The sequence below is a fragment of the Aquimarina gracilis genome (genome assembly GCF_035285365.1).
GTDB lineage: Bacteria > Bacteroidota > Bacteroidia > Flavobacteriales > Flavobacteriaceae > Aquimarina > Aquimarina gracilis.
Window position 1 is genome coordinate 92,187 of record NZ_JAYKLX010000004.1, and the last position, 25,113, is coordinate 117,299.

General features: G+C 35.5%; 18 protein-coding genes and 1 pseudogene. 11 read left to right on the forward strand and 8 right to left on the reverse strand.

The window, feature by feature from the left end; genetic code table 11:
• Positions 1 to 406: 406 nt before the first annotated feature.
• Genes U6A24_RS09060 through U6A24_RS09070 form a run of 3 tightly spaced genes read left to right on the forward strand, consistent with a single transcriptional unit; the run spans position 407 to position 10,298 of the window.
• Positions 407 to 5,515 carry a hypothetical protein gene (locus U6A24_RS09060; protein ID WP_324179640.1) on the forward strand — a complete coding sequence of 1,703 codons (5,109 nt, stop codon included), beginning with the start codon at positions 407 to 409 and terminating at the stop codon, positions 5,513 to 5,515.
• A 51-nt stretch (positions 5,516 to 5,566) separates the two neighbouring features.
• Positions 5,567 to 9,979, forward strand: coding sequence for a DUF6443 domain-containing protein (locus tag U6A24_RS09065; RefSeq protein WP_324179641.1), 4,413 nt, complete (start codon positions 5,567 to 5,569; stop codon positions 9,977 to 9,979).
• Positions 9,980 to 10,010: 31 nt separating this feature from the next.
• Positions 10,011 to 10,298: a hypothetical protein gene (locus U6A24_RS09070; RefSeq protein ID WP_324179642.1), complete on the forward strand. Its 288-nt coding sequence runs from the start codon at positions 10,011 to 10,013 to the stop codon at positions 10,296 to 10,298.
• A gap of 237 nt (positions 10,299 to 10,535) precedes the next feature.
• Here the strand turns inward: U6A24_RS09070 and U6A24_RS23250 are convergent.
• Positions 10,536 to 10,691, reverse strand: a pseudogene (locus U6A24_RS23250) (IS110 family transposase); the annotation flags it as partial.
• 312 nt (positions 10,692 to 11,003) lie between these two features.
• Here U6A24_RS23250 and U6A24_RS09075 point away from each other — a divergent pair.
• Entirely contained in the window at positions 11,004 to 11,180 is a 177-nt protein-coding gene (locus U6A24_RS09075) for a hypothetical protein (RefSeq protein WP_324179643.1), read from the forward strand.
• Position 11,181: 1 nt separating this feature from the next.
• Here the strand turns inward: U6A24_RS09075 and U6A24_RS09080 are convergent, their stop codons facing one another.
• The 6 genes from U6A24_RS09080 to U6A24_RS09105 are packed head-to-tail and all read right to left on the reverse strand — an operon-like array spanning position 11,182 to position 16,746.
• Positions 11,182 to 12,945, reverse strand: a complete 1,764-nt coding sequence (locus U6A24_RS09080; protein ID WP_324179644.1) for an ABC transporter ATP-binding protein — start codon at positions 12,943 to 12,945, stop codon at positions 11,182 to 11,184.
• Between the two features lie 2 nt (positions 12,946 to 12,947).
• Entirely contained in the window at positions 12,948 to 13,679 is a 732-nt protein-coding gene (gene bla / locus U6A24_RS09085; RefSeq protein WP_324179645.1) for a subclass B1 metallo-beta-lactamase, read from the reverse strand.
• Between the two features lie 10 nt (positions 13,680 to 13,689).
• Complete coding sequence (locus tag U6A24_RS09090) at positions 13,690 to 14,232, reverse strand: metal-dependent hydrolase (RefSeq protein WP_324179646.1); 543 nt, start codon at positions 14,230 to 14,232, stop codon at positions 13,690 to 13,692.
• Positions 14,233 to 14,247: 15 nt separating this feature from the next.
• Positions 14,248 to 14,874 (reverse strand): hypothetical protein, encoded by a 627-nt coding sequence (locus U6A24_RS09095; protein ID WP_324179647.1) that lies wholly within the window; start codon positions 14,872 to 14,874, stop codon positions 14,248 to 14,250.
• Between the two features lie 12 nt (positions 14,875 to 14,886).
• On the reverse strand, positions 14,887 to 15,378 hold the full coding sequence (locus U6A24_RS09100) for a YybH family protein (RefSeq protein ID WP_324179648.1): 492 nt from the start codon (positions 15,376 to 15,378) through the stop codon (positions 14,887 to 14,889).
• Between the two features lie 6 nt (positions 15,379 to 15,384).
• Positions 15,385 to 16,746 carry a DEAD/DEAH box helicase gene (locus U6A24_RS09105; RefSeq protein ID WP_324179649.1) on the reverse strand — a complete coding sequence of 454 codons (1,362 nt, stop codon included), beginning with the start codon at positions 16,744 to 16,746 and terminating at the stop codon, positions 15,385 to 15,387.
• 185 nt (positions 16,747 to 16,931) lie between these two features.
• On the opposite strand from U6A24_RS09105, the gene U6A24_RS09110 reads away from it, so the two are divergent.
• From U6A24_RS09110 to U6A24_RS09125, 4 genes are all read left to right on the forward strand, one after another.
• Entirely contained in the window at positions 16,932 to 17,702 is a 771-nt protein-coding gene (locus tag U6A24_RS09110; RefSeq protein WP_324179650.1) for a hypothetical protein, read from the forward strand.
• Between the two features lie 139 nt (positions 17,703 to 17,841).
• Positions 17,842 to 18,378, forward strand: coding sequence for an NADPH-dependent FMN reductase (locus U6A24_RS09115; protein WP_324179651.1), 537 nt, complete (start codon positions 17,842 to 17,844; stop codon positions 18,376 to 18,378).
• A 2-nt stretch (positions 18,379 to 18,380) separates the two neighbouring features.
• Complete coding sequence (pabB, locus tag U6A24_RS09120) at positions 18,381 to 19,694, forward strand: aminodeoxychorismate synthase component I (RefSeq protein ID WP_324179652.1); 1,314 nt, start codon at positions 18,381 to 18,383, stop codon at positions 19,692 to 19,694.
• 54 nt (positions 19,695 to 19,748) lie between these two features.
• The gene (locus U6A24_RS09125) at positions 19,749 to 20,117 is read left to right on the forward strand and encodes a four helix bundle protein (protein ID WP_324179653.1); all 369 of its coding nucleotides are present in this window, start codon (positions 19,749 to 19,751) and stop codon (positions 20,115 to 20,117) included.
• Between the two features lie 41 nt (positions 20,118 to 20,158).
• On the opposite strand, the gene U6A24_RS09130 is transcribed toward U6A24_RS09125, so the two are convergent.
• Positions 20,159 to 20,860, reverse strand: coding sequence for a hypothetical protein (locus U6A24_RS09130; RefSeq protein WP_324179654.1), 702 nt, complete (start codon positions 20,858 to 20,860; stop codon positions 20,159 to 20,161).
• A 128-nt stretch (positions 20,861 to 20,988) separates the two neighbouring features.
• Between U6A24_RS09130 and tilS the strand changes: the two genes are divergently transcribed.
• From tilS to U6A24_RS09145, 3 genes are all read left to right on the forward strand, one after another.
• Positions 20,989 to 22,332 (forward strand): tRNA lysidine(34) synthetase TilS, encoded by a 1,344-nt coding sequence (gene tilS / locus U6A24_RS09135; protein ID WP_324179655.1) that lies wholly within the window; start codon positions 20,989 to 20,991, stop codon positions 22,330 to 22,332.
• The gene (locus U6A24_RS09140) at positions 22,332 to 24,332 is read left to right on the forward strand and encodes a protein-disulfide reductase DsbD family protein (RefSeq protein WP_324179656.1); all 2,001 of its coding nucleotides are present in this window, start codon (positions 22,332 to 22,334) and stop codon (positions 24,330 to 24,332) included. Before tilS ends, U6A24_RS09140 begins: the two co-directional genes overlap by 1 nt.
• A 77-nt stretch (positions 24,333 to 24,409) precedes the next feature.
• A complete protein-coding gene (locus U6A24_RS09145) occupies positions 24,410 to 25,054 on the forward strand; it encodes a Crp/Fnr family transcriptional regulator (protein ID WP_324179657.1) in 645 nt (214 codons plus the stop codon).
• Positions 25,055 to 25,113 lie beyond the last annotated feature (59 nt).

Below are 25,113 nucleotides of genomic sequence, written 5' to 3' on the forward strand. Positions count from 1 at the left end.
AATCTTATGTAAGTTGAATCTCTTGGGAAGATTTTAATAGTAAGATTTTATGTAAACTCTTGGTACAGATTTTTAGTTGATAGTAAACTTGACTTTATCGCATTATCAATCTGATGAGACAATTAAATGCTCCAATCGAGTATGATTTCAAAGCACAAAGTTTTGTATATACCAAGTCTGTAGATTTTCAGTTCGGATGCTATACTAAAGAATCTTATCAAAGTGACCTGTCATGATATGCTTAACAATTTAGAAATGGTAATAGTTTTTTAATACCTATCCCATACTACCAAAATCAAAAAATAAAAAAACGAAAAAAAAAATTCTCAGTCTCAAAAAATGAAACTGGGAGGGATTAATATTAGCCTGTTAAAAATAGGAAAAACAAATCAACGATTATTCAATTATGAAAATTTATTTAAAACATTTAGTTTCAAGAAAAGTAGTGACAACACTATTATTTTTTGGAACTACATTAGACATGTTAGCTCAGTTCAACACTGAAGATATTGGTCCTTCTTCATATGAAGTACAATTAATTCCTAAAAACCCAGATGTTGCGGATTTGGGAAAATTTGGTAATGTTCCTATTAATAAATACAATGGAACTGCCAACGTTAATATTCCGATTCACGATGTTGAATTTGAAGGATTAACCATTCCTCTTAATTTATCTTACAATACCTCTGGGATACGAGTAAACCAAGCAGCTTCATGGGTTGGATTAGGATGGAATCTTTCTGAAGGAATTCTTATAACTCGAGAGATCAATGGTTTTAGTGATCTTCGGGATGATGCTGATCAAGGAAACTCAAAAGGATGGTTGTTTACTGAAGAATATCTGATTCGTGAACATCCTTATTATGATCTCGAAATAAAGGAAGAGGATTTAACTTTATTAAATGATAAATATAATGTCAACGAGCCCATAGATACTGAACCTGATATTTTCACTGTCCAATTACCAAGTGGATCGTTTAAGTTTTCCTTACCAAAAGTTCAAAATAATGAACAAATTATAGAAGGAAGAGTTATTAATGAAAAGAATTATAAAGTACGATATTTTTTAAGCGATAAAACTTTTGAGATAACAGATCATCAAGGGTTTATTTATTCCTTCACAAATAAAGAGTATTCCACAGGATTTAAAAGTTGGGATGCTGATTCCAGCAATACCAGTGAATTATTTGCATTACAAGCCACACCGCCATCGGCTACTCTTCAAACCAGAAAATTAATAACTTCCTGGAAAGTTTCTACCATAACTGCTTTCAATGGCAAAGAACTGAATTTTAGTTATCAGGCTGGATTTTTCATGTCATTTCCACATTATTCTGAATATCTTAAGGTTTATCTTAATGGAAATCCCAGCACACCAAGCAACAGCACTACCAATAGTGTTCCTTCTCGATTAATGTCTTCTATAAATGCTTTTCATAATTTATACTTAACCGGTATATCTGGGGATTTTGGAAGTATAAATCTAGAGCTAGCTGATCGAATTGATCTTTTCTCAAAAGAAGCCAAAGCGCGATTCGCAGAACAATCCACATGGACACCTTCTATTACTCCAAACGAGTATAGCGCTAAACGACTGAACAAAATTACGGTTATTAACAGCAGTAATAAGACTATTAAAACGGCCCAATTTAAATACACCTACTTTAATAATGACAAGAAAGATGTTTGGGATAAAGAACGTTACCTGAGGTTAAAACTTGATGAAGTACAAGTATTAGACCAACAATATGTTTTTGAGTATGACCATCCCAATAGCCTTCCTCCTAAAGATTCAAAATCTACAGATTTCTGGAACTTTTATAATGGAGTCGAAAACTCCGCTAGATTCCCTAGATCAGGGCGATTTTATTTAATTCACCCTAGTAATTCTGCCGGAACTTTAGATCGCCCGCAGGAACAATATTACAAACTTAGTGGAGCCAGCCGAAAAAGTGACATCACTTATGGTAAATACGGGATCTTAACAAAGGTAACATACCCTACAAGAGGCTATACTGAATTTGAATATGAAGGTAATACGGTTACCTTAAAAAGACCAAACTACACACCAAATTACTATTCTAATCCCCGTATGCTGATGTCTTCTGGTGTACGATCTTCCGAAGACTATAATTTCAGGTATCAATATTTAAAATTAGCCAATGATCCTAACTATAGCTTTAGTGATTATAATACATGTGGAATTACTTCAGAATCTACATCTCAAAATACTGAATTTGAGATAACCGATACCGAATTTTGTAACCAACAAGACTATAATGTAATATTTAGTGGAAGCATCAGCTGTGCAGTAGGTTGTGGGCAAGGACCAAGTCCATCGGGTCCTGCAGCATGGATAGAAAATGTAGATACAGGTCACAGTTATGGTTCTGTGTATTATGGAGGTTTTGATGTAAATACTTCTAACATTTCCTTTAGAAAGCAACTAATGCTTCCTAAAGGAAAGTATGTATATAAGACACTACAATGGAGTATTAATTCTCCTGTTTTGGTAGTGGCTACAGCTTCTGCGGGCTTAACTGTAGTTAAAAATTCTAATCTCGAAGAAGATGTATTTGAGCAGTTTGAAGTGGGAGGAGCAAGGCTTCATAAAATATCGAATTATGATGCAGATGGATCTTTTATAGGTTCAAAAGCTTATGAATATAACGAAATGGCCCCAGACGGACTCTCAAAATCCAGCGGAAAACTAATGGATGATTTGGTTTTCACCTCAAAGGGTTTTCGAAACTATGAATACACTCCAGAGTATTTCGCAGAATTTCCAGCTCCAGGAGCCAGTGGAGGAACTTCAGCTTCACCAAATATAGCACTGATACATTCTGATAATATGATCCGTTCTACTCCTTCCGCATCCGGGTCCCACGTAGGATATAATCAAGTAACTGAAAGGCACGTAGATGAAACTGGGGATAATAATGGTAAAACTGTATGTAAGTACATAAATATCCCGAACCAATATATTAAAAGAAATATAGGAATTGTTCCGCAATATTATGGTGTGGGTTCGTCCTATGATCTTTCATATGGAGAGGTATATATTTTAGCTGCCCAGCCCCGTACTCATGAATATAAAAATGGTAGTTTAATTGAAAAATCTATTTATGATGCGTCAGGAAATCTAAAAAGAAAAATAGACAACACTTATATTGATTTATCGGGAACACAACGAACTTCCAATCCATATCCCTTACTTATAAGAGCCGGAGATGTATTTGCGGGATCCTATCCTTACAGGATTGTAGAAAACAATGAATATAACAATGCCTTTTTAAGAGTAGAAAAAAGTGTTATTGAAGAACATGAAGAAGATGTATTGCTTACATCCAATACTTATAGTTATGAAAATGTACTGCATGGATATCCAACAAAACAGGTAGGTGAGACAAGTGATGGAAAAGTAATTGCTTCTAAAATGTATTATCCACAAGATTTACAAACAGAACCATTTATTTCTGACCTTGTTGATCAAAACAGGGTAAATATTCCAATTAAAACGGAATATTATAAAGGAACTACTACCGATCCTCTAAACCTATTATTAGCATCTAAAGAAACTACGTTTAACAATCTTACTTCTGATAATAATCTAGTTTTACCAAACGAAATAAAAACTGCAAAGGGAGATGATTCTACTGAAGATCAACGACAGATTTATGAAAAATATGATAATCAAGGAAATCTGTTACAGTATCGCAAATCAGAAGGTATTTCAATTACATACGTTTGGAGTTATCAAGGACAATACCCTGTGGCTAAGATAGAGAATGCCACTTTTGCTGAGGTTGCGCTTGCTCTTGGAATTTCAGAAAACTCACTGACGAATTTTGGTGTTAGTTCAATACCTACTTTAAATAGTTTGCGTACAGATCTTCCAGAAGCTATGGTCTCTACCTATACCTATGATCCTTTAATAGGGATTACTAGCATGACCGATCCCAAAGGGTATACCATATATTATAGTTATGATGATGTTAACCGTCTTGACGTAATAAAAGATAGCGATCAACTTATTACAAATAAATATTATTACAATTATCAAGGAGCTTCCGGATCTTTTCCTTCTTTAGGTATAAGTATTGTTTCTGACAAAACAACAATGTTTACTAATACCACGCTTACTATAGAAGCCGGTGCTTCTGGAGGTTCAAATAACTATGTATATCAGTGGAGAATTAATTTACCCGATGGCCAGACACAAGAAGGGACAAGTCAAACGATTACACTAAACAGCTCAGATGCTCCCGGTGTAGCTTCGGTAATTTTAAGTGTACGAGATAAAACCACCAATGTTGTAAAAACGACCTCCAAATCCATTAATATTTACAAGCCGATGTCGGTAAGTATATCGGTACCTTCCTGGGTCTATACCAATACGAATACTGGATTTACATCTACAGTTAATGGAGGTTCTAGCAACAAAAGTTACAAATGGACCATTACAAAATCCACGGGTTACGTTACAACTGGTACAGGTAAAAATATCACTTTCCCAAGTGGTGGGAGTGCCGCTTCGGCCAATGTAGTATATACAGTCACCGATAATGTCACCGGGGATATAAAGACCCTTTCAAATACTATAAATATTTACCATCCTCATAGTATAAGCAATTTAAATGTTGTCAGCTGGATGGATACTAATACCACAAAGACATTTGCCACCAAGGTAACTGGCGGTTCGTCTACCTATTCGTATAAATGGGAGATCACCCGCCCTGATGGCTCTATAGCCACAGGATTTGGATATAACATTCGTTTTAATAGTGGTTCTAAAACGGGTAAAGCTAATCTAAAATTAACGGTAACCGATCAGATCACCGGTAGAAAAGTTAGTGCAACAAGAACCATTGATTTATACTCTTCATTGGTAGCTACATCGGGTCAAATTACCCGTCCAGTAGAGCATGAGGTAAAAAGTACAGCAAGTTTTAATATCAATCCAACAGGGGGTTCTGGTAATTATTCATATAGCTGGACAATCTCAGGAATAATAGCTACTCATACCTCTACCCAAAAGTCTTTCAACCTCTATATGGATTATAAGTATTATGGTAATGTAACAATAAAATGTACGGTAAAGGACAACAGCACCGGAGTATCAAAAACAGCTTCTACGACAATGAACGTCAAAGAAACATCCTTATGGGCAGTTTCAATGGTTACCAAACCGTATAGTACCCCGAATAATAGATCCAAGAAGTTCCAGGTATTGGTAAATAAAGGAGGAGGTTCAGGTAGTTTCAGCCACAAATGGTATGTCAATGGACAATATAAAGGAGGCTCCAGCACGATTGATGTGACACTAAAGTGTGATGGTATGACCAATGCCCTTATATTATGCAAGGTAAAGGATAGAATTACAGGAAGGGAATTTAACGTCAGTCGACAATTCACATTTAACACTAGCGTCTGTAACAGTGGTCCCGGTCCAGGAGGTCCAGGTCTAGGTCCAGGTCTAGGTCCTGTGGATGATAGTGATAATAGTGAGCAATAAATCTGTACAAGACAAATCAAAATGAAACAAAGACATAAACAATATCGTATAATGAAAACCATACTAACCTTTTTTATATACATCCTTTGTATTGTAGCCTCTATTGGAACTTTATATGCACAAGGAGTTGAAGTGAGCAATGATCAAAACTATGTACTATCGGTACAAGCACAACAACCACATACCACGGTAGAGAGTATGGAAGCTGCACCGATTGAAGACAAGATCCAAAATGTAACCTATTATGATGGTCTGGGTCGCCCGATGCAACAAATCGCCATTCAGGGAGCATCCAAATCATTTGCTATGTCAAATGAGTTGATTATGGATTGGACATCAGGACAAGGAGGAACCGCTTTTTTTAATCAAAATGGAAATACCGCAGAGAACAATAGAGAACTAGGTGTAGATCCTTATGGAAATCTCTCCCTGGTCTGGAAATGTGGTAGTGACACTGCCAATGATGCCGATGGCGGTTGGAATACTGATTATTTCAATGTTGATAAAAATGTGGGGTATCGATATACGGTTTGGGTAAAACGAACAGGGTCCCAAGATGGATCGACATACCATGGAACTCGTAATGTAAGTACTCTTGCAGGATCAAGACATAATAATCCATACTTCTGGCTTGGTGATTTGCCAAAACTAGATACTTGGTATTTACTTGTAGGAGTAATACATCCTTACAATTATACAGGAAGTGACCAAGGAATCAGTGGAGTGTATGACATAAATGGAAACAAAGTAATAGATGGTAATGAGTTTAAATGGAACGATGATGTGACAACCGCAGCATTCAGAAGCTATTTGTATTACTGTACTGATATTTATACAAACCAATTCTTTTGGAATCCTATAGTACAGAAACTAAACGGTAGTGAAACGCCATTGAACAAATTAATTTCAGGAAACAGTCAAGAAGCTCAAGATATCATTACTCATATCGAGTATGACGCCCTGGGACGACAAGCCAAACAATACTTGCCGTTTACGAATGATGGAAACGGAACTTTTAAAACCGTAAATGTTACCAATGATATTAATAGTTACTACCTAAACAGATATGCCAATGACTTTGAAGGCATCACCAACGCTGCACAAGTCAACGCCTATAGCGAGCGTGTATTTGAAGCCTCCCCATTGAACCGTGTCCTAGAGCAAGGCGCACCGGGAAAAGATTGGAAGGCAGACCCAAATAGCGATGCCGATCATACCATCAAATTTGATTGGCAGACCAACACTACTGATGAAGCGGTATATTTTAAGGTCACTTTTACCAATAATAATACTGAAGTACCTACTTTGGTGAAAGCCGGTAACTATCCTGCCAATGCGTTATATGTAACCATTACCAAAGATGAAAACTGGACCGAGGCCGATGGAAACAACCACACTACCAAAGAATATAAAGACAAGCAAGGGCGGGTAGTCCTGAAAAGAGCTTATGCCGAGACCAGTGCAGCAACCGCCGAGGCTCATGACACCCACTATGTCTATGATGATTTTGGGAACAAAACGTTTGTGATCCCTCCCAAAGTAGATGTAACCGATGGGGTTTCTGCTATCGAGCTTAACGAGCTGTGCTACCAATACAAATACGATTATCGTAACCGACTGATCGAAAAAAAGATCCCCGGTAAAGGAAGGGAATACATTGTCTACAATAAGCTGGATCAACCCATCATGACGCAGGATACGCTTTTAAAGGCAGAATCTGCCTGGCTGTTTACCAAGTATGATGCGTTGGGTAGAGTCGCCTATACAGGAAAGATCACCGACAACAGAGAACGAAACATTATACAAGGTGAAGTCAATGCATATTCTAATGACCTTTGGGTAGAACGTGGCAATGCCGTAATGATTGGGGGTGTGACCATGCAGTATACCAATGGTGGATATCCTAATGTACAAAATGGAGAGGTATTAACAATCAACTACTATGACGATTACAATTTTGATATAGCAGGGATGGATAATCCAGGTACGGTCTACGGGGTAGGCACCAGCGACCGTACCAAATCCCTGTCAACAGGTGGTAAAGTAAAAGTACTGAATACTTCCTATTGGATCACCACAGTCACCTATTATGACCAAAAAGGAAGACCGATCTATGTAGCCAGTCATAATGAATACCTGGATACTACAGATATCATAGAAACTAAGCTTGATTTTGCAGGCAAGGTACTACAAACCAAAACCACCCATACCAAAGGTAGCCATGCAGCTATTGTAACCATTGATACTTTTGAGTATGATCATGTAAATCGTTTGGTATCTCAAAAACAATGTGTAGGAGACCATACATTAGAAATTTGTAATGATGATGTGGGAACAGCAATTACATTAAATGAAGCGGTTATCAGCAGTCGTACAATCGAGGAATCCACTATTACCCTATTACCCGGGTTTAGTTTTGTTGCGGCACCGGGAATAACATTTAATGCCAAAGCATTAGGAGGTGCTACAAGTGACACCAATGCCGAGATAATTGTAGAAAATAGTTATGATGCCTTAGGACAACTCCTCTCTAAAAAAGTAGGAGGCGGCTTGCAGAATGTAGATTATCGTTACAATATAAGGGGATGGTTAAAAGGCATTAATGATGTTGATCATTTGGGGAATGATCTTTTTGCATTTAAGATTGCCTACAATAATCCAGCAAATGGAGCTACACCGCTCTTTAGCGGAAATATTAGCGAAACAGAATGGAAAACTGCCAATGATAACACACAACGGTGGTATGCTTATGATTACGATGCTTTAAACCGATTAACCACAGCCAATAGCCATAGCGGTAATTTTGATGTATCCAATATCACCTATGATAAAATGGGGAACATCTTATCGCTGGATAGAGTAGGTCATTTGGGAGCGTCTTCTTTTGGAACTATGGATATGCTCACCTATGACTATGCAGCCACTAGCAACAAGTTACTATCGGTAACCGATGGCACCACAGCTGCTCAAGGATTTAATGATGTAAACAAAACCAACGATGACTACGACTACGATGCCAACGGCAACATGATCCTGGATCAAAACAAAGGCATCTCTGGCATTACCTATAACCATTTGAACCTGCCTGAAACAGTTTCGATAAGTAATAGCGAGGGTACAGGAACTATTTCTTATATTTACGACGCCACTGGAGCGAAGCTATCAAAGATCGTAACAGAGGGAAGTTCTTTAATCACCGAGTATGCCGATGGTTTTGTCTATGAAAATGGAGAACTTCAGTATCTAAGCACTCCTGAAGGTTATCTAGAACCAAAAGCTTCTGGAGGGTATCAATATGTCTATCAATTTAAAGATCACAATGGTAATGTACGTCTAAGCTACAGTGATAATGATAACGATGGTAAAATTGATATAGTACGAAATACTACAGATGTTGACGGAGACGGAGATTATAGCCACGAGATACGGCAAGTAAATGATTATTACCCATACGGTGGTAAAATTAACTATGGGATTAATCATCCTAACTCATTAATCTCTGGTAGAGAACACAAGTTTAAATACAACGGTAAAGAACTTAATGATGCTTTAGGGCTTAACTTATATGAGATGGAGTGGCGTATGTATGACCCTTGGGCTCCTCACTTCCTTACCATCGATCCGCTTGCAGATCATCCAAACCAAGTGGATAAATCACCATATATCTTTGCTTGGGGGAATCCTATTATGTATAGTGACCCTACTGGATTATGTCCTGATTGTCCGGGAGGTGTAGTTAATTTAAATAACCCTATAGAATTAGATGAAGTGGTTATTACCTCGGGTTCTGGTTCTAGTAGTTCTGGTAGTACTTGGACGTCAGAGGTTACAAATCGTTATGCATACTCAGGGTCTTTTGAACAATGGAGTACAGAGTTTGGTAGCCAGTTTTCTAGCGATCCTGCTTTGGCAAGAGACCAATATGATGTTGCTTATGGAGATCAACACACAGCTTTTGCCGATGGTATGGACAGAGCCAGAAATGCAGAAAATCTAAGAGCACATTTACGAGTTTTGGGTACTTTTGTAGATCAGACAGAAGACTTAGCATATGTACTCCCGGGAGGTGCTTTTGTAGGAGGAGCCAGAGCGTTATCAAGAACGTTTAACTATGTTCCTAGATTTTCAACTAAAACTACTACATCTTTAGTAACTCAATATCCTGCTAATGCTGCTGTGCAAGGAAGTTCACAAAGAATTTTCTTAGAACCAGGGCAAATAATAGATAGATACGGAAGTCAATACGGTCGTTGGTTTTCTACTCCTGGCACATCCTATGGAGCGCGATCAATACCACCTGGACAAACTCCTTATTCACAATATAGAGTATTAAAACCTTTTGAAGTAAATAGTTCATTGTCTTCACCTGGTTTATTAAATGGTCAAACAGGTTTTGGCATCCAATTTGAGTCTGCTGTACCTGTTAATGTATTATTGAAAAGAGGGATTTTAAGTCCTTACTAATTAAATTTGTAAAAGATATAAACTTATAAAGATGACTTTAAACGAATTACATATAAAATTACAGGAACTAGGCGTGTCAGAAGAAGAATATTATTTACATGGGCTATATGGCTCAACAAATGATAATGACAAACTTGCTTTGTCTATAAGTAAAGGTAAGTACAACTATCAGTATGAAATCTATTTTAGAGAAAGAGGAGAAAAAAGAACAATCAAATCTTTTTCTTCAGAGAATGAGGCTTGTGATTATTTATTAAGAGAGTTCAAAGAAATTAAACTTAATGAACAGATACGTAAGTCTACTACTTCTAAACAGTAATTTGGTTATAAAATTTATAGAATGCTTCAAAACCATCCTTCGTGTACTGAACCCAAAAAGTTGGACACTATTTGGGGGCACTTCATTCGGGGTAGTTTTTGTTTAATCTAGAACCCCTCGGTATAACTTATTTTCGATACGATGTAAAATTAATGCTTCTACTTGGTCATAAGGTTTTATTTTAGCCCCCCCCCGCTAGCGCATTCTATGGATAAAGACAAATAAATTTTAGTAAAATCAGGCAGCAAATTTATGTGTATCTACATAGGGTTGCTGCCTTTTTATTACGGCAAATACTCGATTTAAAAGTTTATTTCTGATATTGTTTAGGATTAACATTTTATTCTTTCCTTCTTTCAATTTTCTTTCAAAATATAAGGCAAGTTCTTTGTCTTTCTTTTTAGCGTTTAGGTGTCTCGTCCTAAAAAAAGCTTAAAAAATTCACTTTTTTCTTCCCAGTATCGAAAAATGAAACTCGTAGCACCTATCATTGGATAATTTTTAAGGAAAAACAAGCTTGAAACTCCGGCAGCTTATTATCCCATCAGAATGTGTTGCCGGAAAACCCGGCACAACTTTCCGAGCGGGGAATATGCTGCCGGAAAACCCGGCACGTTTTTCCAGAGCAGGAAAATGATCCCGGGTTTTCCGGGGCGTTTTTCCCAGGTGTAGAATCATTCTAAATAATTTAAATAAATATAACTTATGAACAATGTATTAGTCATTCCACAATTAAAAAGTTTTAAGAACGGAGAATTTTCAAAATACACCCGTACTGTCATACAGCCTGGCGAAGAACAAGATCTTGATGCCATGGAGCTTCGAACTTATGTAGACCCCGATAACGCTCGTCTGTGCCTTAAATCCATAGGTCTTAATTAATCTAAATTCTAGCCTGATACGTATACAAATCAAAATACCGTCCTTCGGCGGCAATAAGTTCGTCATGAGTACCGCGTTCGGCGATATTACCAGATTCGATGACCAGGATTTGATCTGCTTTTTTGATGGTGCTTAATCGGTGTGCAATGACAAAAGTGGTACGACCTTTCATTAACTCACCCAGACTTTTTTGTATCAAAGCTTCGCTTTCGGTATCCAGGTTCGAGGTGGCTTCATCCAGTATGATAATTTTAGGATCGGCAAGTATGGCCCTGGCTATGGCGATACGCTGTCGCTGCCCGCCTGATAGCTTTACACCGCGTTCCCCAATAAGTGTATCTAAACCATTATCAAATCGATCGGTAAATTCATTTACATAGGCTGCTTTTACGGCTTTTTGTAACTCTTCCTCGGTAGCATCGGGTTTGGGGAAAAGAATATTTTCGCGAATAGTACCTTCAAATAAAAACTCGTCTTGTAGCACGACTCCAAGATTACGACGATAGCTATTTAGTTTTACTTTGGATATATCATGACTATCGATGGTGATTAAACCTGATTTTGGATTCAAAAATGTGGCAGCCAATCCGGCAATAGTAGATTTACCCGATCCCGAACTACCTACAAGCGCTGTAACGGATCCCGAAGGAGCTCTGAAACTAATATTATGAAGTACTTCTTTTCCTTCTTCATAAGAAAAAGAAACGTTGTCAAAAATAATATCTCCTTTGATGTCCCCAAGTTCTGTGGTTCTGTCTTCTATCTCTTCTTCTGGAGTCATATTCATCAGCTCTTCGGTACGATCCAGTCCAGCCAGTGCTTCGGTAAGCTGGCTACCAATATTACTCATTTGTACAATAGGAGCGATCATAAATCCAAGTAAGAGGGTAAAGGATAAAAAATCACCTATGGTAAGCTCATCGATCATGATTTTGTAGCCGCCAATTCCCATGATTCCTGTAGAAGCAATACCTAGTAAAAAAGTAGAAGAGCTTGTCATTAAAGCCGTAGCAGTTAAACTCTTTTTTACATTTTGAAACAAACGATCAACACCTTCTTCAAAGGTTTTATTTTCCTGTTGTTCGGCATTAAATCCTTTAATCACTCGCACTCCGGCCAGGGTTTCAGTTAGTCTACCTTTAACTTCGGCATTAATAACCCCACGTTTTCTAAATATAGGCCGGATGTACTTAAAAGCCTTTAGGGCAACAAATCCAAATACTGATACTGGGACCAATACAAACAATGTCATCGACGGACTAATACGAATAAGTAATACCAACGAAATAATAGCAGTAATGGTTCCACCTACCAATTGTACTAAACCGGTGCCTATAAGATTTCGTACTCCTTCGACATCACTCATAATACGGGATACCAAAGCTCCCGATTTTGTATTATCAAAAAAGCTAATAGGCAAAGAGAGTACCTTTTTTTGCACTTGTGCACGTAGCTCAGAAATTAAGAATTGTGCTTGTACACTTAAGATTCTTGTAAGAAGAAAAGAAGTAATGGCTTGAACCAGTATTGCAATACCTACACCAAAAAGCAGGAACTTAAGCATTTCATAATCTTTTTTGGCAATCACATCATCCATAAGATATTTGCTGGCTACAGGCAGTATTAAACTTGCTAATCGGCTTAGTACGATCAACAATAGTCCTATAAATACCAAGTTTCTTCTAGGCCAAATAATGGTTTTAAAGGCTTGTGCAATACTTACTTTTGATTTCTTTTTTTGTTTTTTATCTGTGGGTGCTGACATGTTTAGTTTTCAATTTTAAATAATGAAATGGTATAATCCAATAAATCACTATTTCCATAATTTCCATGACCTGGGATTACGATATCAATTTCTGGATAGGTTTTTTTGACTTTTGCTACTGTATTTGACCACTCATTTACGTTGGCATCGGCAAGATTTCCTTTTGATGCGTTAAGGCTTTTAATCATACAGCCTCCGTAAATGAGATTTTCTTTGGGAAAGTAGGATATAATATTATCTTTGGTATGGGCTTCTCCAAAATATCTATTTATAATTTTTGCTTTACCCAATTTCAATTTCAACTTGTTTTTAAATACTTGATCAGGAAGATCGAGCTTTTGTTCTTTCATAAACACAGCTGTTTTTTTAGAAGCAATGCAAGGGATATTGTTTTCCTGAAAAACATCCATTCCTTCAACGCAATCCTCATGAAAATGATTAAAAACAACACCTTTAATTTTTACGTTTACATCCTTTTGAAGCCAGTTGATCAACTCTGATGTTGCTTGATCGTTAGCGGGAGTATCAAAAACATAGGCCTCATGGTTAACTGTATAGATAAACCCATTACAGGCATATTTTTTTCCATTGCTTGCGGTAAAGTATGAAATATGAACATAACTGTGATCATTGATCTTATTGATCTTTAAATGTTCAGAGATCGTTATTGTTTCTTGAGCTATAAGGCAATACTGCGTAGTAAAAAGGAATACTGCCAGTGAAACAAGCAGCATTAGATTGTTTTTATTCAACACTTATGGATTTTTTGAAGTAACGAATCACTAAAATATAAATACTTGCCGGGATTCCTATCCAGATTACTTCACTTAACAATACTTTAATTCCCCAGATGCCAAAAAATTTACTGGCCCCAATAGGAGAAACTTGAATAGGTCGCCACGGAAGAAAGTATCGGGTATTATCAAAAGGCGATAAGAATGCAATACCTAAACCACCTGTAGTCATGGCATCCAGAACACCGTGAGAAGCAGTACAGATAGTAAAATATAATATGAGGTAAATTCCTGTTTTCTGAAAAATATGCTTGTTGTAAAATAGTAGAGTGACCATAACTCCTAGGAATAGCGCAAAGACCAGAGAATGTGAAAATCCACGATGTCCCCAGAAATTTGCATAAGCGATACCAAATTTAAAACCAATTACATCGACATCAGGTAGCACAGCGCATAGGATTCCAAGAATCCAGAACTTTGTGGTCTGTATTTTTTTAGAGAATGTTTTTCCCAAGGCATACGCTGAAAACGCATGTGCGAAGATTGAAGCCATTTGGTTGGAGAAGTATTACTCTTTATTACTCTTTTTAATTTTTTTAATTCTTTTTATGTTACCAGAGATTGGTGCAGTAATAACTTGTTTTTCTCCTTTATGCACATAAAAAATATATTGATTGTTTAAACCAAGAAGTTTTACTTCTTGAGTCTCGCCATTCGAGAATTCGATTAATCGGTTTACTTCAAAATCTCCTGTTTGTATCCTATTGTTTAATTTATACCCTCCACCGATCGCATACCCCAGGTAAAATGCAAAGGTTCCAATAATAGGGATTAAAAATTTGGCATTTTTAAAAGATTGATATTGTTTCTGGAGCTTTATTTCTTTTTCTGCAGGAATGTTATTTTGCAAAGACTTCTTTGTACGTTTTTCTAAAAAAAGAAACAGCAGGACACCCGATACAATATAAACTCCCATTGCTATAGGGGTCATAATGTCTTTTGTAATAATTACAATTGGACTTAGTAGGATATCAAGCAAGTTAGAATAATTTATAATGTTTATTCCCAAAAAGGCATAATATATAGAGTAACTTAAGGTACCTAGTATGAGAAGATATAGATAAGATAAATAGATATATTCTTGTATACTTCCTTTTAAGAACCCAAGTTTTTTTCTTTTTTCTTGATTATTCATATACATCTTTTTTTACTGCTTCTTGGTATAGATATCGGTCCACATTTTTCTCCATATTTTCCAGGAATTATCTTTTTGTTTACGATATACCGTAGTATTTATACCTCTTTGGCTCATTGATAACTGAAGGGTGTCTTTTTGATAGGACCAATCTATAAAAGAATCCTGGGTGGTAATTGCGATAGTATCCTGTACGGTCATGCTTAAAAGTTCTAACTTAAAATCATGAATGATCGTAATAGAACTATCTTTAGGGAACCAAAACTTTCTAATGTTTTCCTTTTTTTCAATAGGTTTTAAAGAGTTGGGTTGTATACGTGCATTGTCTTCAAAAAGAGAGAGTATTTGTTCTTCATTCATGTTTTTCCAACCTTCGACATACTGTTGGTTGATGTCTATAATTGCTTTTTCATCTTCATTTCTGGTAACGGTTTGTTCCTGTTTTGTGTTTTGAGTACACCCAAAACATAGTAAGAACATCAATACTATAAAAAGAGACCTCATGATTGTTTATTTTTTCTTTCGTTTTTTATGCTTCAGATTAAATGTTTTATCGCCTCGAGTTTTTGGTTTTTTATACTTCTTTTTTGTTTCGCGCTTATATTTTCCTCCCAAATTAACCTTACGGTTTTTTTCTTTTTTCTCATGAAAAGCTGCTCCAGCCTCATCATCATTAGGTCGCTTATGTGGGTTGTAAATCTCTTTAATCTGGGGTTGCTCTTCGGGGGTTAATTCTGTCGAAATTTCGACCTGATCCGGAAAATCCAGTTGTTCGACTTTCATTTCCATTAGGGTTTCAATATCTTCAAGATGTTCTTGTTCTTTTTCTGTAGTTAAAACCAAAGAAACTCCTTTTTTATGAGCACGTCCGGTTCTACCGATGCGGTGCATGTAATTTTCTGGATATTCTGGGGTGTCCACATTAATTACATGTGTAATATCGTCAATATCCAAGCCTCGAGCCATAACATCTGTAGCAATAAGAATGCGCTGTTCACCTGTTTCAAAATGCTCAATACTTCGCAATCGATAGTTTTGGGTTTTATTAGAATGTATAACTGCACATTGATCGGGGAATGTTTTTTCAAAACGTTCAAATAATCGATCGGCCATTCTTTTGTTGGCTACAAACAACAATGTTTTTTGGTATTCTTCTTCATGCTCAAGAAGATATTCCAGTAAATTAACTTTTGTATAAAAGTTGGAGACGTTATACCCAAATTGTTTTATGTTATCTAATGGAGTTCCACTTTTTGCTATTGATATTTTTTGTGGATTGACAAAAATTTCAGTAATCAGATTCTCAACTTCTTCCGTCATGGTAGCCGAAAACATAACATTTTGTCGTTGTCTTGGCAGGATATCAAAAATGTTCATTAATTGATGTCTAAATCCAAGATCCATCATTACATCCACTTCATCGATCACCAATTTTTGAATTGACTTTAATTGCAATGCTCTGCTTACTGCCAAGTCATAAAGCCGCCCTGGGGTAGCGACAATAATATCGAGTCCCTGTGCAACGACCTGTTTTTGCGTGTTTATATTGGTACCACCGTAAACTCCTGCAATTCGTACAGTAACATAAGTCGATAATTTTTCGATCTCATCAACGACCTGCACCACTAGTTCTCGTGTGGGGACCAAAACCAATACCCGCGGATTTTGTTGCACTGAATATTTTAGCATGCGCAATATTGGTAGCATATATGCATAGGTTTTACCTGTTCCTGTTTGGGCTATACCCACAACATCTTTACCAGACATTACTGGTGAAAATGCTTGTTCCTGAATTGGAGTTGGAGTATCAAACCCAAGATCATCAAGGGCATTAAGGAGTTGCGTGCTTAAGTTTAAATCTTGAAAAGTCAATTGATTTCTTTTTATGATGCTACAAAGGTAGCCTTATTTTTGGGATTGTATTGTTACTTGATAGACCAGGGTTTAATCAGTATTCTTCTTTAAAAAGGGGATGAGGTAGTACCAAATTATAAATTGGAACTTTTTTGGAGTGATTGTGATGTATTTTTGAGGGATTAACTTAAAAACCACTTATCATGTTATTTATTAAAGGTTTATTTAAAACTCTAATGTTTGTAAGTCTCATTTTTTTAATCACAATATCCTGTAGTGGGGACTCATCCAACGATGATCAGGAACCTGACGAAATCATCGTTGAAGATTTCGCTAATTTTGAAGAAGACTCCCTGTTTAGAAAACACATGGAGAATACCGCCATTGCAACAAGTCGGATTACGGATTACAATAAAGCACTAGAGCTTTTAGAAGCATCTGAGTTAAACGATATGCAACAAATCGAATTGGCTAAAGCTTTGGGATTTGAAAATATCGAGCTTACGAATACTGTTTATGATTTACTTAATAAAGAATGGGAACAGTTAACGTTACGTTTTGATCTTTTGAATCAGGATGCTTCGGTTATTGATAATATGTTATTTAAAACCCTTTTAGAAGTTAGATACAACCAAACCAGTAGAAGTAAAACAAGGAAAGGATATACTAATGAAGAAGTACATTGCTTTTATGAAGTATGCGGCCCACCTAGGTTAGCTACTCTAGAACCTTTTACTATTGCTATGGAGAAATGTTACGCAATTGATGATCCTACAGGTGAAGATAGATCGGCTTACATAGAATGTAGCAGAAAGACAAGACAACGATTTTCTTTATTACTTCGTCAAGCCGAAATTGACTGGGTATGTTGCATTAGTAGTGATAAATGTGATATAGGGGATGAGCCATATCCAACCGTTGAGGGGGGTACACCTTTTGACTATTCACTATGCTCTGATATTCCCATTAGTTAATTTTGGAAAATAGGAGCCCTTAACTTTAACCATTAATAGTACTTAAAAACACCTATTGCACTATCTTATGCAATAGGTATTTTTTCATACAAAGATTTATACTGATTTTAGTTACTTTTGATTTTCTAATATAACGATAATGAAAAAAATTCTAGCTTTTGCCGGTTCTAACAGTAGTACATCAATCAATCATAAATTGGTTACTTATATCGCTTCAGAACTAAAAGATCATGACATAACTGTTCTTCGTTTAACGAATTATCAAATGCCGATGTATAGCGAGGATGAGGAAAAAAATGGTTTTCCGGCAATGGCAATGGGATTAAAACAGGAAATTTCTGAGGCAGATGCCTTGGTCATTTCGGTAAATGAACATAATGGCAGTTGGAGTGCTTTTTTTAAGAATATTGTAGATTGGTTATCGCGTTTGGATCGCAATTTTTTAGCAGGAAAGAAAATATTACTAACTAGTACTTCTCCAGGTAAGAGAGGGGGATTGAGTTCGCTAGACTATAGTAAAAATGTACTGCCTCGATTTGGAGCCGAAATTGTAGAAAGCTTTAGCTTTCCTTCTTTTTATGAAAACTTTTCTGAAGAAACTAATACGGTGACCAATGAAACTCTTTTGTTGGGATTAAAACAAGTTATCAGTACTTTTGCACACGAAATTCAGTAAGGGTGCGTAGCATAAAGAAATATAGCTTAGAAAATCCATCACAATTTAAAAATCAACTGTTGGCATGGGCTCAACAATTTGAAGATATTATTTGGCTTGATTCCAACAATTATGCCCAACAATACCATAGTTACGATGCTGTTTTGGGGGTAGAAGCTTTTACTTCGATCAGAACAGATTATGATAATGGTTTTGATAAATTAAAAGAATATCAAGAACAAACTGCAGATTGGATTTTTGGATATTTATCCTATGATCTTAAAAATGATGTCGAGAATTTAGTATCCAAAAATTCAGATTCATTAGATTTTCCTGATTTGTATTTTTTTCAACCTAAAAAACTTTTTCTGTTAAAAAATAATGTTCTGGAGGTTCATTATTTAAGAATGGTTGATGACGAAATGGAAGAGGATCTTGAATTGATTAGAACTTTCCCAAAGACAATTGATCTGTCTCAACATCAAGAGTCGCCTTGCGGAAGAGTAAAAATAAGTTTACGTATCACAAAAGACGAATACAAGAAAAAGGTGAATAAAATGTTGGCTCATATTCATCGAGGTGATATATATGAAGCTAATTTTTGTCAGGAGTTTTTTGCAAAAGATAGCTGTATTGATCCGTTACAAACGTATTTTCACTTAAACGACATTTCAACTCCTCCTTTTGCTACTTTTTTGAAGATGAACGATTTGTTTTTACTGTCGGCATCTCCAGAAAGGTATCTTCGAAAAGAAGGTCAGAAGATCATTTCGCAACCCATTAAAGGAACAGCCAAGCGATCAGACATAAAGGATGAAGATGAAAAAATGGCAAAAGATTTAAAAAACGATCCCAAAGAGCGTTCAGAAAATGTAATGATAGTGGATCTGGTACGTAATGATTTATCAAGAACAGCAGTTAAAGGATCGGTAACAGTTGAAGAACTATGCGAGGTTTATAGTTTTAAGCAGGTACACCAGATGATATCTACTATTGTATCTAAAATTGATCCAGAAACCTCCCCTGTAGAAGTAATAAAAACTACATTTCCTATGGGGAGTATGACCGGAGCACCCAAAATATCTGCGATGCAGATTATAGAAAATCTTGAAGAGTCCAAAAGGGGATTGTACAGTGGGGCAGTAGGGTATTTTACGCCTACTGGAGATTTTGATTTTAATGTAGTTATACGAAGTATTTTATACAATGAGACTCAAAAGTATATCTCTTATACCGTTGGCGGAGCAATAACTGCAAAGTCAGACCCTGATAAAGAATACGAAGAATGCTTACTCAAAGCAAAAGCAATGCGGGAGGTGTTAGAAGGAATCGTATAGTTGGCAGTATAGAGTTAGCAGGTTATGATCTGAAATTAATTGATAAAGCATTAAATGAATCATAAAAGTCTATTGGCATATAAGAAATCTTTTGACTTGGCAATGAGAATTTTTGAAGTCACAAAAACCTTTCCTAAGGAAGAGAGATATTCTCTAACCGATCAAATTCGAAGATCTTCCAGAAGCGTTACGGCAAATATTTCAGAGTCGTATAGGAAAAGAAAGTATATAAAACATTTTGTTAGTAAGTTGTCAGATAGTGATTCTGAAAACGCGGAAACTCAAACTTGGCTTGAGTTTTCTTTAGCATGTAAATATATAGATCAATCAACATTTAAAGAGTTAAATTCTTTAAGTATAGAAGTTGGAAACCTGATAAGTTATATGATCAATAACCCAGATAAATTTGGTGTAAAGAAGTAATTAGCAATAAAACTGTATACTGCCTACTTTTTACTGCCCACCTAAATTAAATTACGCCTAAAACTTTTCCTAACATCGATAATAATTTCCTTAACTTCATTGGAAGTTATATCTTTTATTCTGGCGATTTCTTCAAAATTTAGTTTTCCAAAGACAAATAGATCTATAATTTTTGAAGTTTCCATAGGTAACCAACTATAAAATTTGCCAAGTAGTTTCTGTTTCCTAGAAGCAGAAGACGGTTCGTTATCAATAATTTTAATGATATCAGAATCCATGTCATCGTAAATGAAATTCTGTTTGTTTTCATGATTTTGATGATAACAAATATCGTCTAACTCTTCTTTCATAATTAACTCATTATCGCCCTCTACAGTATAGTTTTCCTCAAGTTTTTCTAATTCTATTCTTAAAAAGTGATTGGTACTTATATTGCTTTGGTGCCATCCTTCTTTTATATATAGTTCATCGATAAGTTCATCGGCTATTTTGAAAAGTTTAAGTTCAAGGGATAAAGTATCCATGTCGATATCAAATTCGTCATTGTACAGTTTTAATATCGCATCATCTATAATACCATTAGAACAGTACATATTTTGTGGTAATATACCCACGCTTTCTGCTATATACAATCTGTGTTTGACATATGGATGTAAATGAGGAACAATTGATAATAATTTCTTACTGAATTCTCTTTGATCATCAGCCCCGTAAAATTTCTGCATTTCTTGTATCCTATTCATTGGTGAAGAGTTTAAGAGTTGATTCCTAAAAATAACGAAAACTTACCAATATTGATGTTAAAAACTTGAAAATCAAGTATTAAATAGCTTTTTTTAATCGATTGTCTTAGCAATTCAAAGTTGTATATTTGAAAAATCTAAAACCAGAGAATAAATCATTGTTACAAGAATTTAAAAATCATATCGCAAATCGTCTTCCGTTTTTAAAGGAAAGCAGAATTCTTATTGCTTGCAGCGGAGGGTTGGACAGTATAGTTCTTACCGAGCTTTGTGATTTACTTAAACTGGATTTTGGGATTGCTCATTGTAATTTTGGATTACGAGGAGACGAGAGTGATGAAGACGAAAAGTTTGTAAAATCAATAGCCGAAAGTGTAGGAGCTTTATTTTTAAAAACACATTTCGAAACAGAAAAATATGCAAAAGACCATCAGTTGTCTATTCAGATGGCAGCAAGAGAATTAAGATACAATTGGTTTAAAGACTTGGCGATAGAGTTTCAGTACGATTATGTTCTTACAGCACATCATTCTGATGATAATCTGGAAACTTTTTTAATTAACCTGTCAAGAGGAACAGGGCTTGAGGGACTTACCGGAATACCTGAAGTTAATGAAATTTTTGTTCGACCATTGTTACCATTTTCAAGGGAAGAGATTTTAAACTTTGCAAATAAACAAAAGTTGAAATGGAGAGAGGATAGTAGTAACAAGAGTACGAAATATCTTAGAAACAAAATTAGACATGATGTCATACCAGAATTAAAAGGAATAACCCCTCAGTTTCTAAACAATTTTAATACTACTTTGGAGTATTTACAACAAAGTAGCCAGTTTATCAAAAGTCAGTTGTTTCGACTTAAAAAAGATCTTTTTGAACCTTCAGAGATTGATATAGTCAAAATTTCTATTACTAAATTAAGAGAATACGGAAATCCCAGGATATGTTTATACTTTTTACTAAAGGACTACGGTTTTAAAGCATGGAATGATGTCGAACAGATTGTTACCGCTCAATCGGGAAAACAGGTTTTTTCAGAAACTCATCGATTAGTAAAAGATAGGGAGTATTTACTTTTAAGCCCGATAGTGGAAGAAATTTCAGATCGTAATTATAAAATCCCAGAAGAAGAGAGTATGATTATGATTCCTTCGGGAACTCTTAAATTTAAAGAGGTTGCAGAAATTGGGCCAACAGATTTTAAGACAATTTTTGTAGACAAAGAAAAGTTAAAGTATCCCTTAATTGTAAGGAAATGGAAAGAAGGCGACTATTTTTACCCCTTGGGAATGACAGGGAAAAAGAAACTTAGCAAATTTTTTAAAGATGAAAAATTATCTTTGTTGGCAAAAGAAAGAGTATGGCTCTTATGTTCTGGAAAAGAAATTATTTGGATTATAAATTACAGAGCAGACAACAGATTTAAAATAACACCCCAAACTAAACAAATACTTAAAATTACAATAACCTGATGAGGTATTTCTTATTATTACTTACAACCGTATTATTTTCTACATCACTTTTTTCACAAACTCTAGATCCTATTAAATGGGAAGCTAAAGTTGAAAAAGAATCTGAAGAGATATATACTTTGTTTTTCACCGCAATTTTGGATAAAGGGTGGCATTTGTATTCACAAAATGAACCCGAGACAGACGAAATCGCTCCAACACCAACAGAGTTTACCTTTAATAATAGTGAAAATACTTATTCATTGGAAGGGAGGACCGTTGAGCCCAAAGGGATAGAGAAATATGACAATATCTTTGAAATGGACGTGAAGTATTTTGAAAAAGAAGTTACTTTTTTTCAAAGAATAAAGCTGATAGACAAGAATTTGAGATCGATAAAGGCCGAAGTTTTCTTTTCAGTTTGCGATGATGAAAAATGCCTCGCTCCCGAGGTAATTGAATTTAATTTAAGTTTAACAGGAGGAGCTATAGAAAATAAAGGCGATATAAGTAGCATTACTGCTATGGATCGTACTAAATCTGAGGCGTTAGATGTTAGTATTAAAGGGTGGGATATATACCCTCAAGAAGATGTAAAAGACAAAAGTTATTTTACCATATTTATTCTCGGGTTTTTAGGAGGATTGATTGCTTTGTTAACTCCTTGTGTTTTTCCGATGATCCCCTTAACGGTCTCATTCTTTACCAAAGGAGCCAAGGATCGAAAAAAAGGAACCTTCAATGCAATACTATATGGTTTTTTTATCTTTGCGATATATCTTTTATTAAGCTTACCGTTTCATGTATTGGATTCATTAGATCCAGAGATACTTAATAACATTTCTACCAATGTTACTTTGAATATTCTCTTCTTTGTGATTTTTATTGTTTTTGCCATTTCATTTTTTGGATATTTTGAGATCACTTTACCCGCATCTTGGAGTAACAGCCTTGATAGCAAAGCAAATAGCATAGGAGGAGTAGTAGGCGTGTTTTTTATGGCACTTACACTTGCTTTGGTATCTTTTTCTTGTACTGGACCAATTCTTGGGTCTTTATTAGGAGGTTCGTTAAGTAGTGATGGTGGAGCAATGCAATTAAGTTTTGGGATGGGAGGATTTGGACTAGCGTTGGCCCTACCATTTGGTTTGTTTGCGTTATTTCCTAATTGGTTAAACTCATTACCCAAAAGTGGAGGTTGGTTAAATACGGTAAAGGTAGTTTTGGGATTCATAGAATTGGCACTAGCATTTAAGTTCTTATCAAATGCAGATTTGGTAGAACATTGGGGTATTTTGAAGCGTGAAATATTTATTGGTATCTGGATAGTTATCGGTATAGCAATGACGCTCTATTTGTTTGGTAAAATACGTTTCCCTCATGATGGTCCTTTACAAAAGTTAAGTGCCGCTAGAAAAACATTAGGAGCACTTACATTGGTCTTTGTCATCTATTTACTACCTGGGCTCACAAATACGGCCTATGCGAACTTAAAATTGTTAAGTGGTTTCCCTCCGCCGTTATTTTATAGTGTTTATGAAAAAGAGGCCCATGGTCCTCTGGGACTTAATGCTTATACCGATTTCGAAGAAGGAGTGAAAGCAGCCAAATTGCAAAATAAACCGATAATGATTGATTTTACAGGCTGGGCATGTGTTAATTGTCGCAAAATGGAAGAGCAGGTATGGAGCTACCCCGAAATCATAGATATCCTTAAGAACAAATATGTTTTAATCTCCTTGTATGTAGATGATCGTAAAGAACTTCCTGAAGAAGAGCGATTTAAATTTTTAAAACCCGATGGGAGAGTTAAGAAAATTAGAACTATAGGGGATAAATGGGCTACATTTCAAACCCTGAATTTTGAAAATAACTCGCAACCGTATTATGTATTGATCGATACAGAAATGAATCTGCTTAATACAACTACTGCCTATACACCAGATACCAATGAGTATTTGAAGTGGTTAAAAACTGGTCTAAAAAACTTCAATAAAAAACAAGTACTTATTGCTAAATAGATTTTTGTTATAGCTTATATGTTAAGTCAGCGCTTATTTTTCGACTTTATTAGTGCGAACTGAAATAATTCGAAAAAATGGTAAGTGAAAAAATAGAGCTTTCAGAATGTTTCCCCTTTATTGAAAAAGAACTTAAAGAAGAGTTCTTATTGTTTGGCGAACTTAAAAGTATTCCTAAAGGGCAATATGTAGTAAAACAAGGAAGCTATATTAGTTTTTTACCAATTATTCTTGATGGTTTAATTAAAATGTATGCAGAAGAAGATGAAGTAGAATTTCTTCTGTATTATATACATCCTGGCCATTGTTGTATACTTAGTTTTAATCATTTATTTAAACAAGAAGCGGTTCGTTTTTCGGCTAAAACTGAAAAAGAAACCAAGGTATTATGCTTACCAATATCCAAAGTTCAAGAATGGTTTGGTAAGTACCCATCATTTACTCAAATTATTCTAAAGGATTTTCAACGCAATTATGAAGATCTTTTAAATACTACCAAGCAAATGGTCTGTTATAAGGTAGAAGATAGGTTGGTTAATTATTTAACCAAAAAAGCAAAATTACAGAATTGCAACATGATTCAAATGTCGCATCAACAAATTGCTGCAGATCTTGGTACATCTAGAGAGGTAGTTTCCAGGATAACCAAAAAATTACAAGCAACAGAATTGCTGATTCAGCATAAAAGATATATAGAGCTTAAGAAGCCATTGTTGGCATAATCAAGAAAAAAATAGATTTAAGGAAACCAGATACTTTTAGTATCTGGTTTTGGTGTTGC

Bases quoted from the DNA above. Each gene is read 5' to 3' on its own strand.
- U6A24_RS09060 (WP_324179640.1), top strand. From the start codon at position 407: ATGAAAATTTATTTAAAACATTTAGTTTCAAGAAAAGTAGTGACAACA.
- U6A24_RS09065 (WP_324179641.1), top strand. From the start codon at position 5,567: ATGAAAACCATACTAACCTTTTTTATATACATCCTTTGTATTGTAGCC.
- U6A24_RS09070 (WP_324179642.1), top strand. From the start codon at position 10,011: ATGACTTTAAACGAATTACATATAAAATTACAGGAACTAGGCGTGTCA.
- U6A24_RS09075 (WP_324179643.1), top strand. From the start codon at position 11,004: ATGAACAATGTATTAGTCATTCCACAATTAAAAAGTTTTAAGAACGGA.
- U6A24_RS09080 (WP_324179644.1), bottom strand. From the start codon at position 12,945: ATGTCAGCACCCACAGATAAAAAACAAAAAAAGAAATCAAAAGTAAGT.
- bla (WP_324179645.1), bottom strand. From the start codon at position 13,679: ATGCTGCTTGTTTCACTGGCAGTATTCCTTTTTACTACGCAGTATTGC.
- U6A24_RS09090 (WP_324179646.1), bottom strand. From the start codon at position 14,232: ATGGCTTCAATCTTCGCACATGCGTTTTCAGCGTATGCCTTGGGAAAA.
- U6A24_RS09095 (WP_324179647.1), bottom strand. From the start codon at position 14,874: ATGAATAATCAAGAAAAAAGAAAAAAACTTGGGTTCTTAAAAGGAAGT.
- U6A24_RS09100 (WP_324179648.1), bottom strand. From the start codon at position 15,378: ATGAGGTCTCTTTTTATAGTATTGATGTTCTTACTATGTTTTGGGTGT.
- U6A24_RS09110 (WP_324179650.1), top strand. From the start codon at position 16,932: ATGTTATTTATTAAAGGTTTATTTAAAACTCTAATGTTTGTAAGTCTC.
- U6A24_RS09115 (WP_324179651.1), top strand. From the start codon at position 17,842: ATGAAAAAAATTCTAGCTTTTGCCGGTTCTAACAGTAGTACATCAATC.
- U6A24_RS09125 (WP_324179653.1), top strand. From the start codon at position 19,749: ATGAATCATAAAAGTCTATTGGCATATAAGAAATCTTTTGACTTGGCA.
- U6A24_RS09130 (WP_324179654.1), bottom strand. From the start codon at position 20,860: ATGAATAGGATACAAGAAATGCAGAAATTTTACGGGGCTGATGATCAA.
- U6A24_RS09140 (WP_324179656.1), top strand. From the start codon at position 22,332: ATGAGGTATTTCTTATTATTACTTACAACCGTATTATTTTCTACATCA.
- U6A24_RS09145 (WP_324179657.1), top strand. From the start codon at position 24,410: ATGGTAAGTGAAAAAATAGAGCTTTCAGAATGTTTCCCCTTTATTGAA.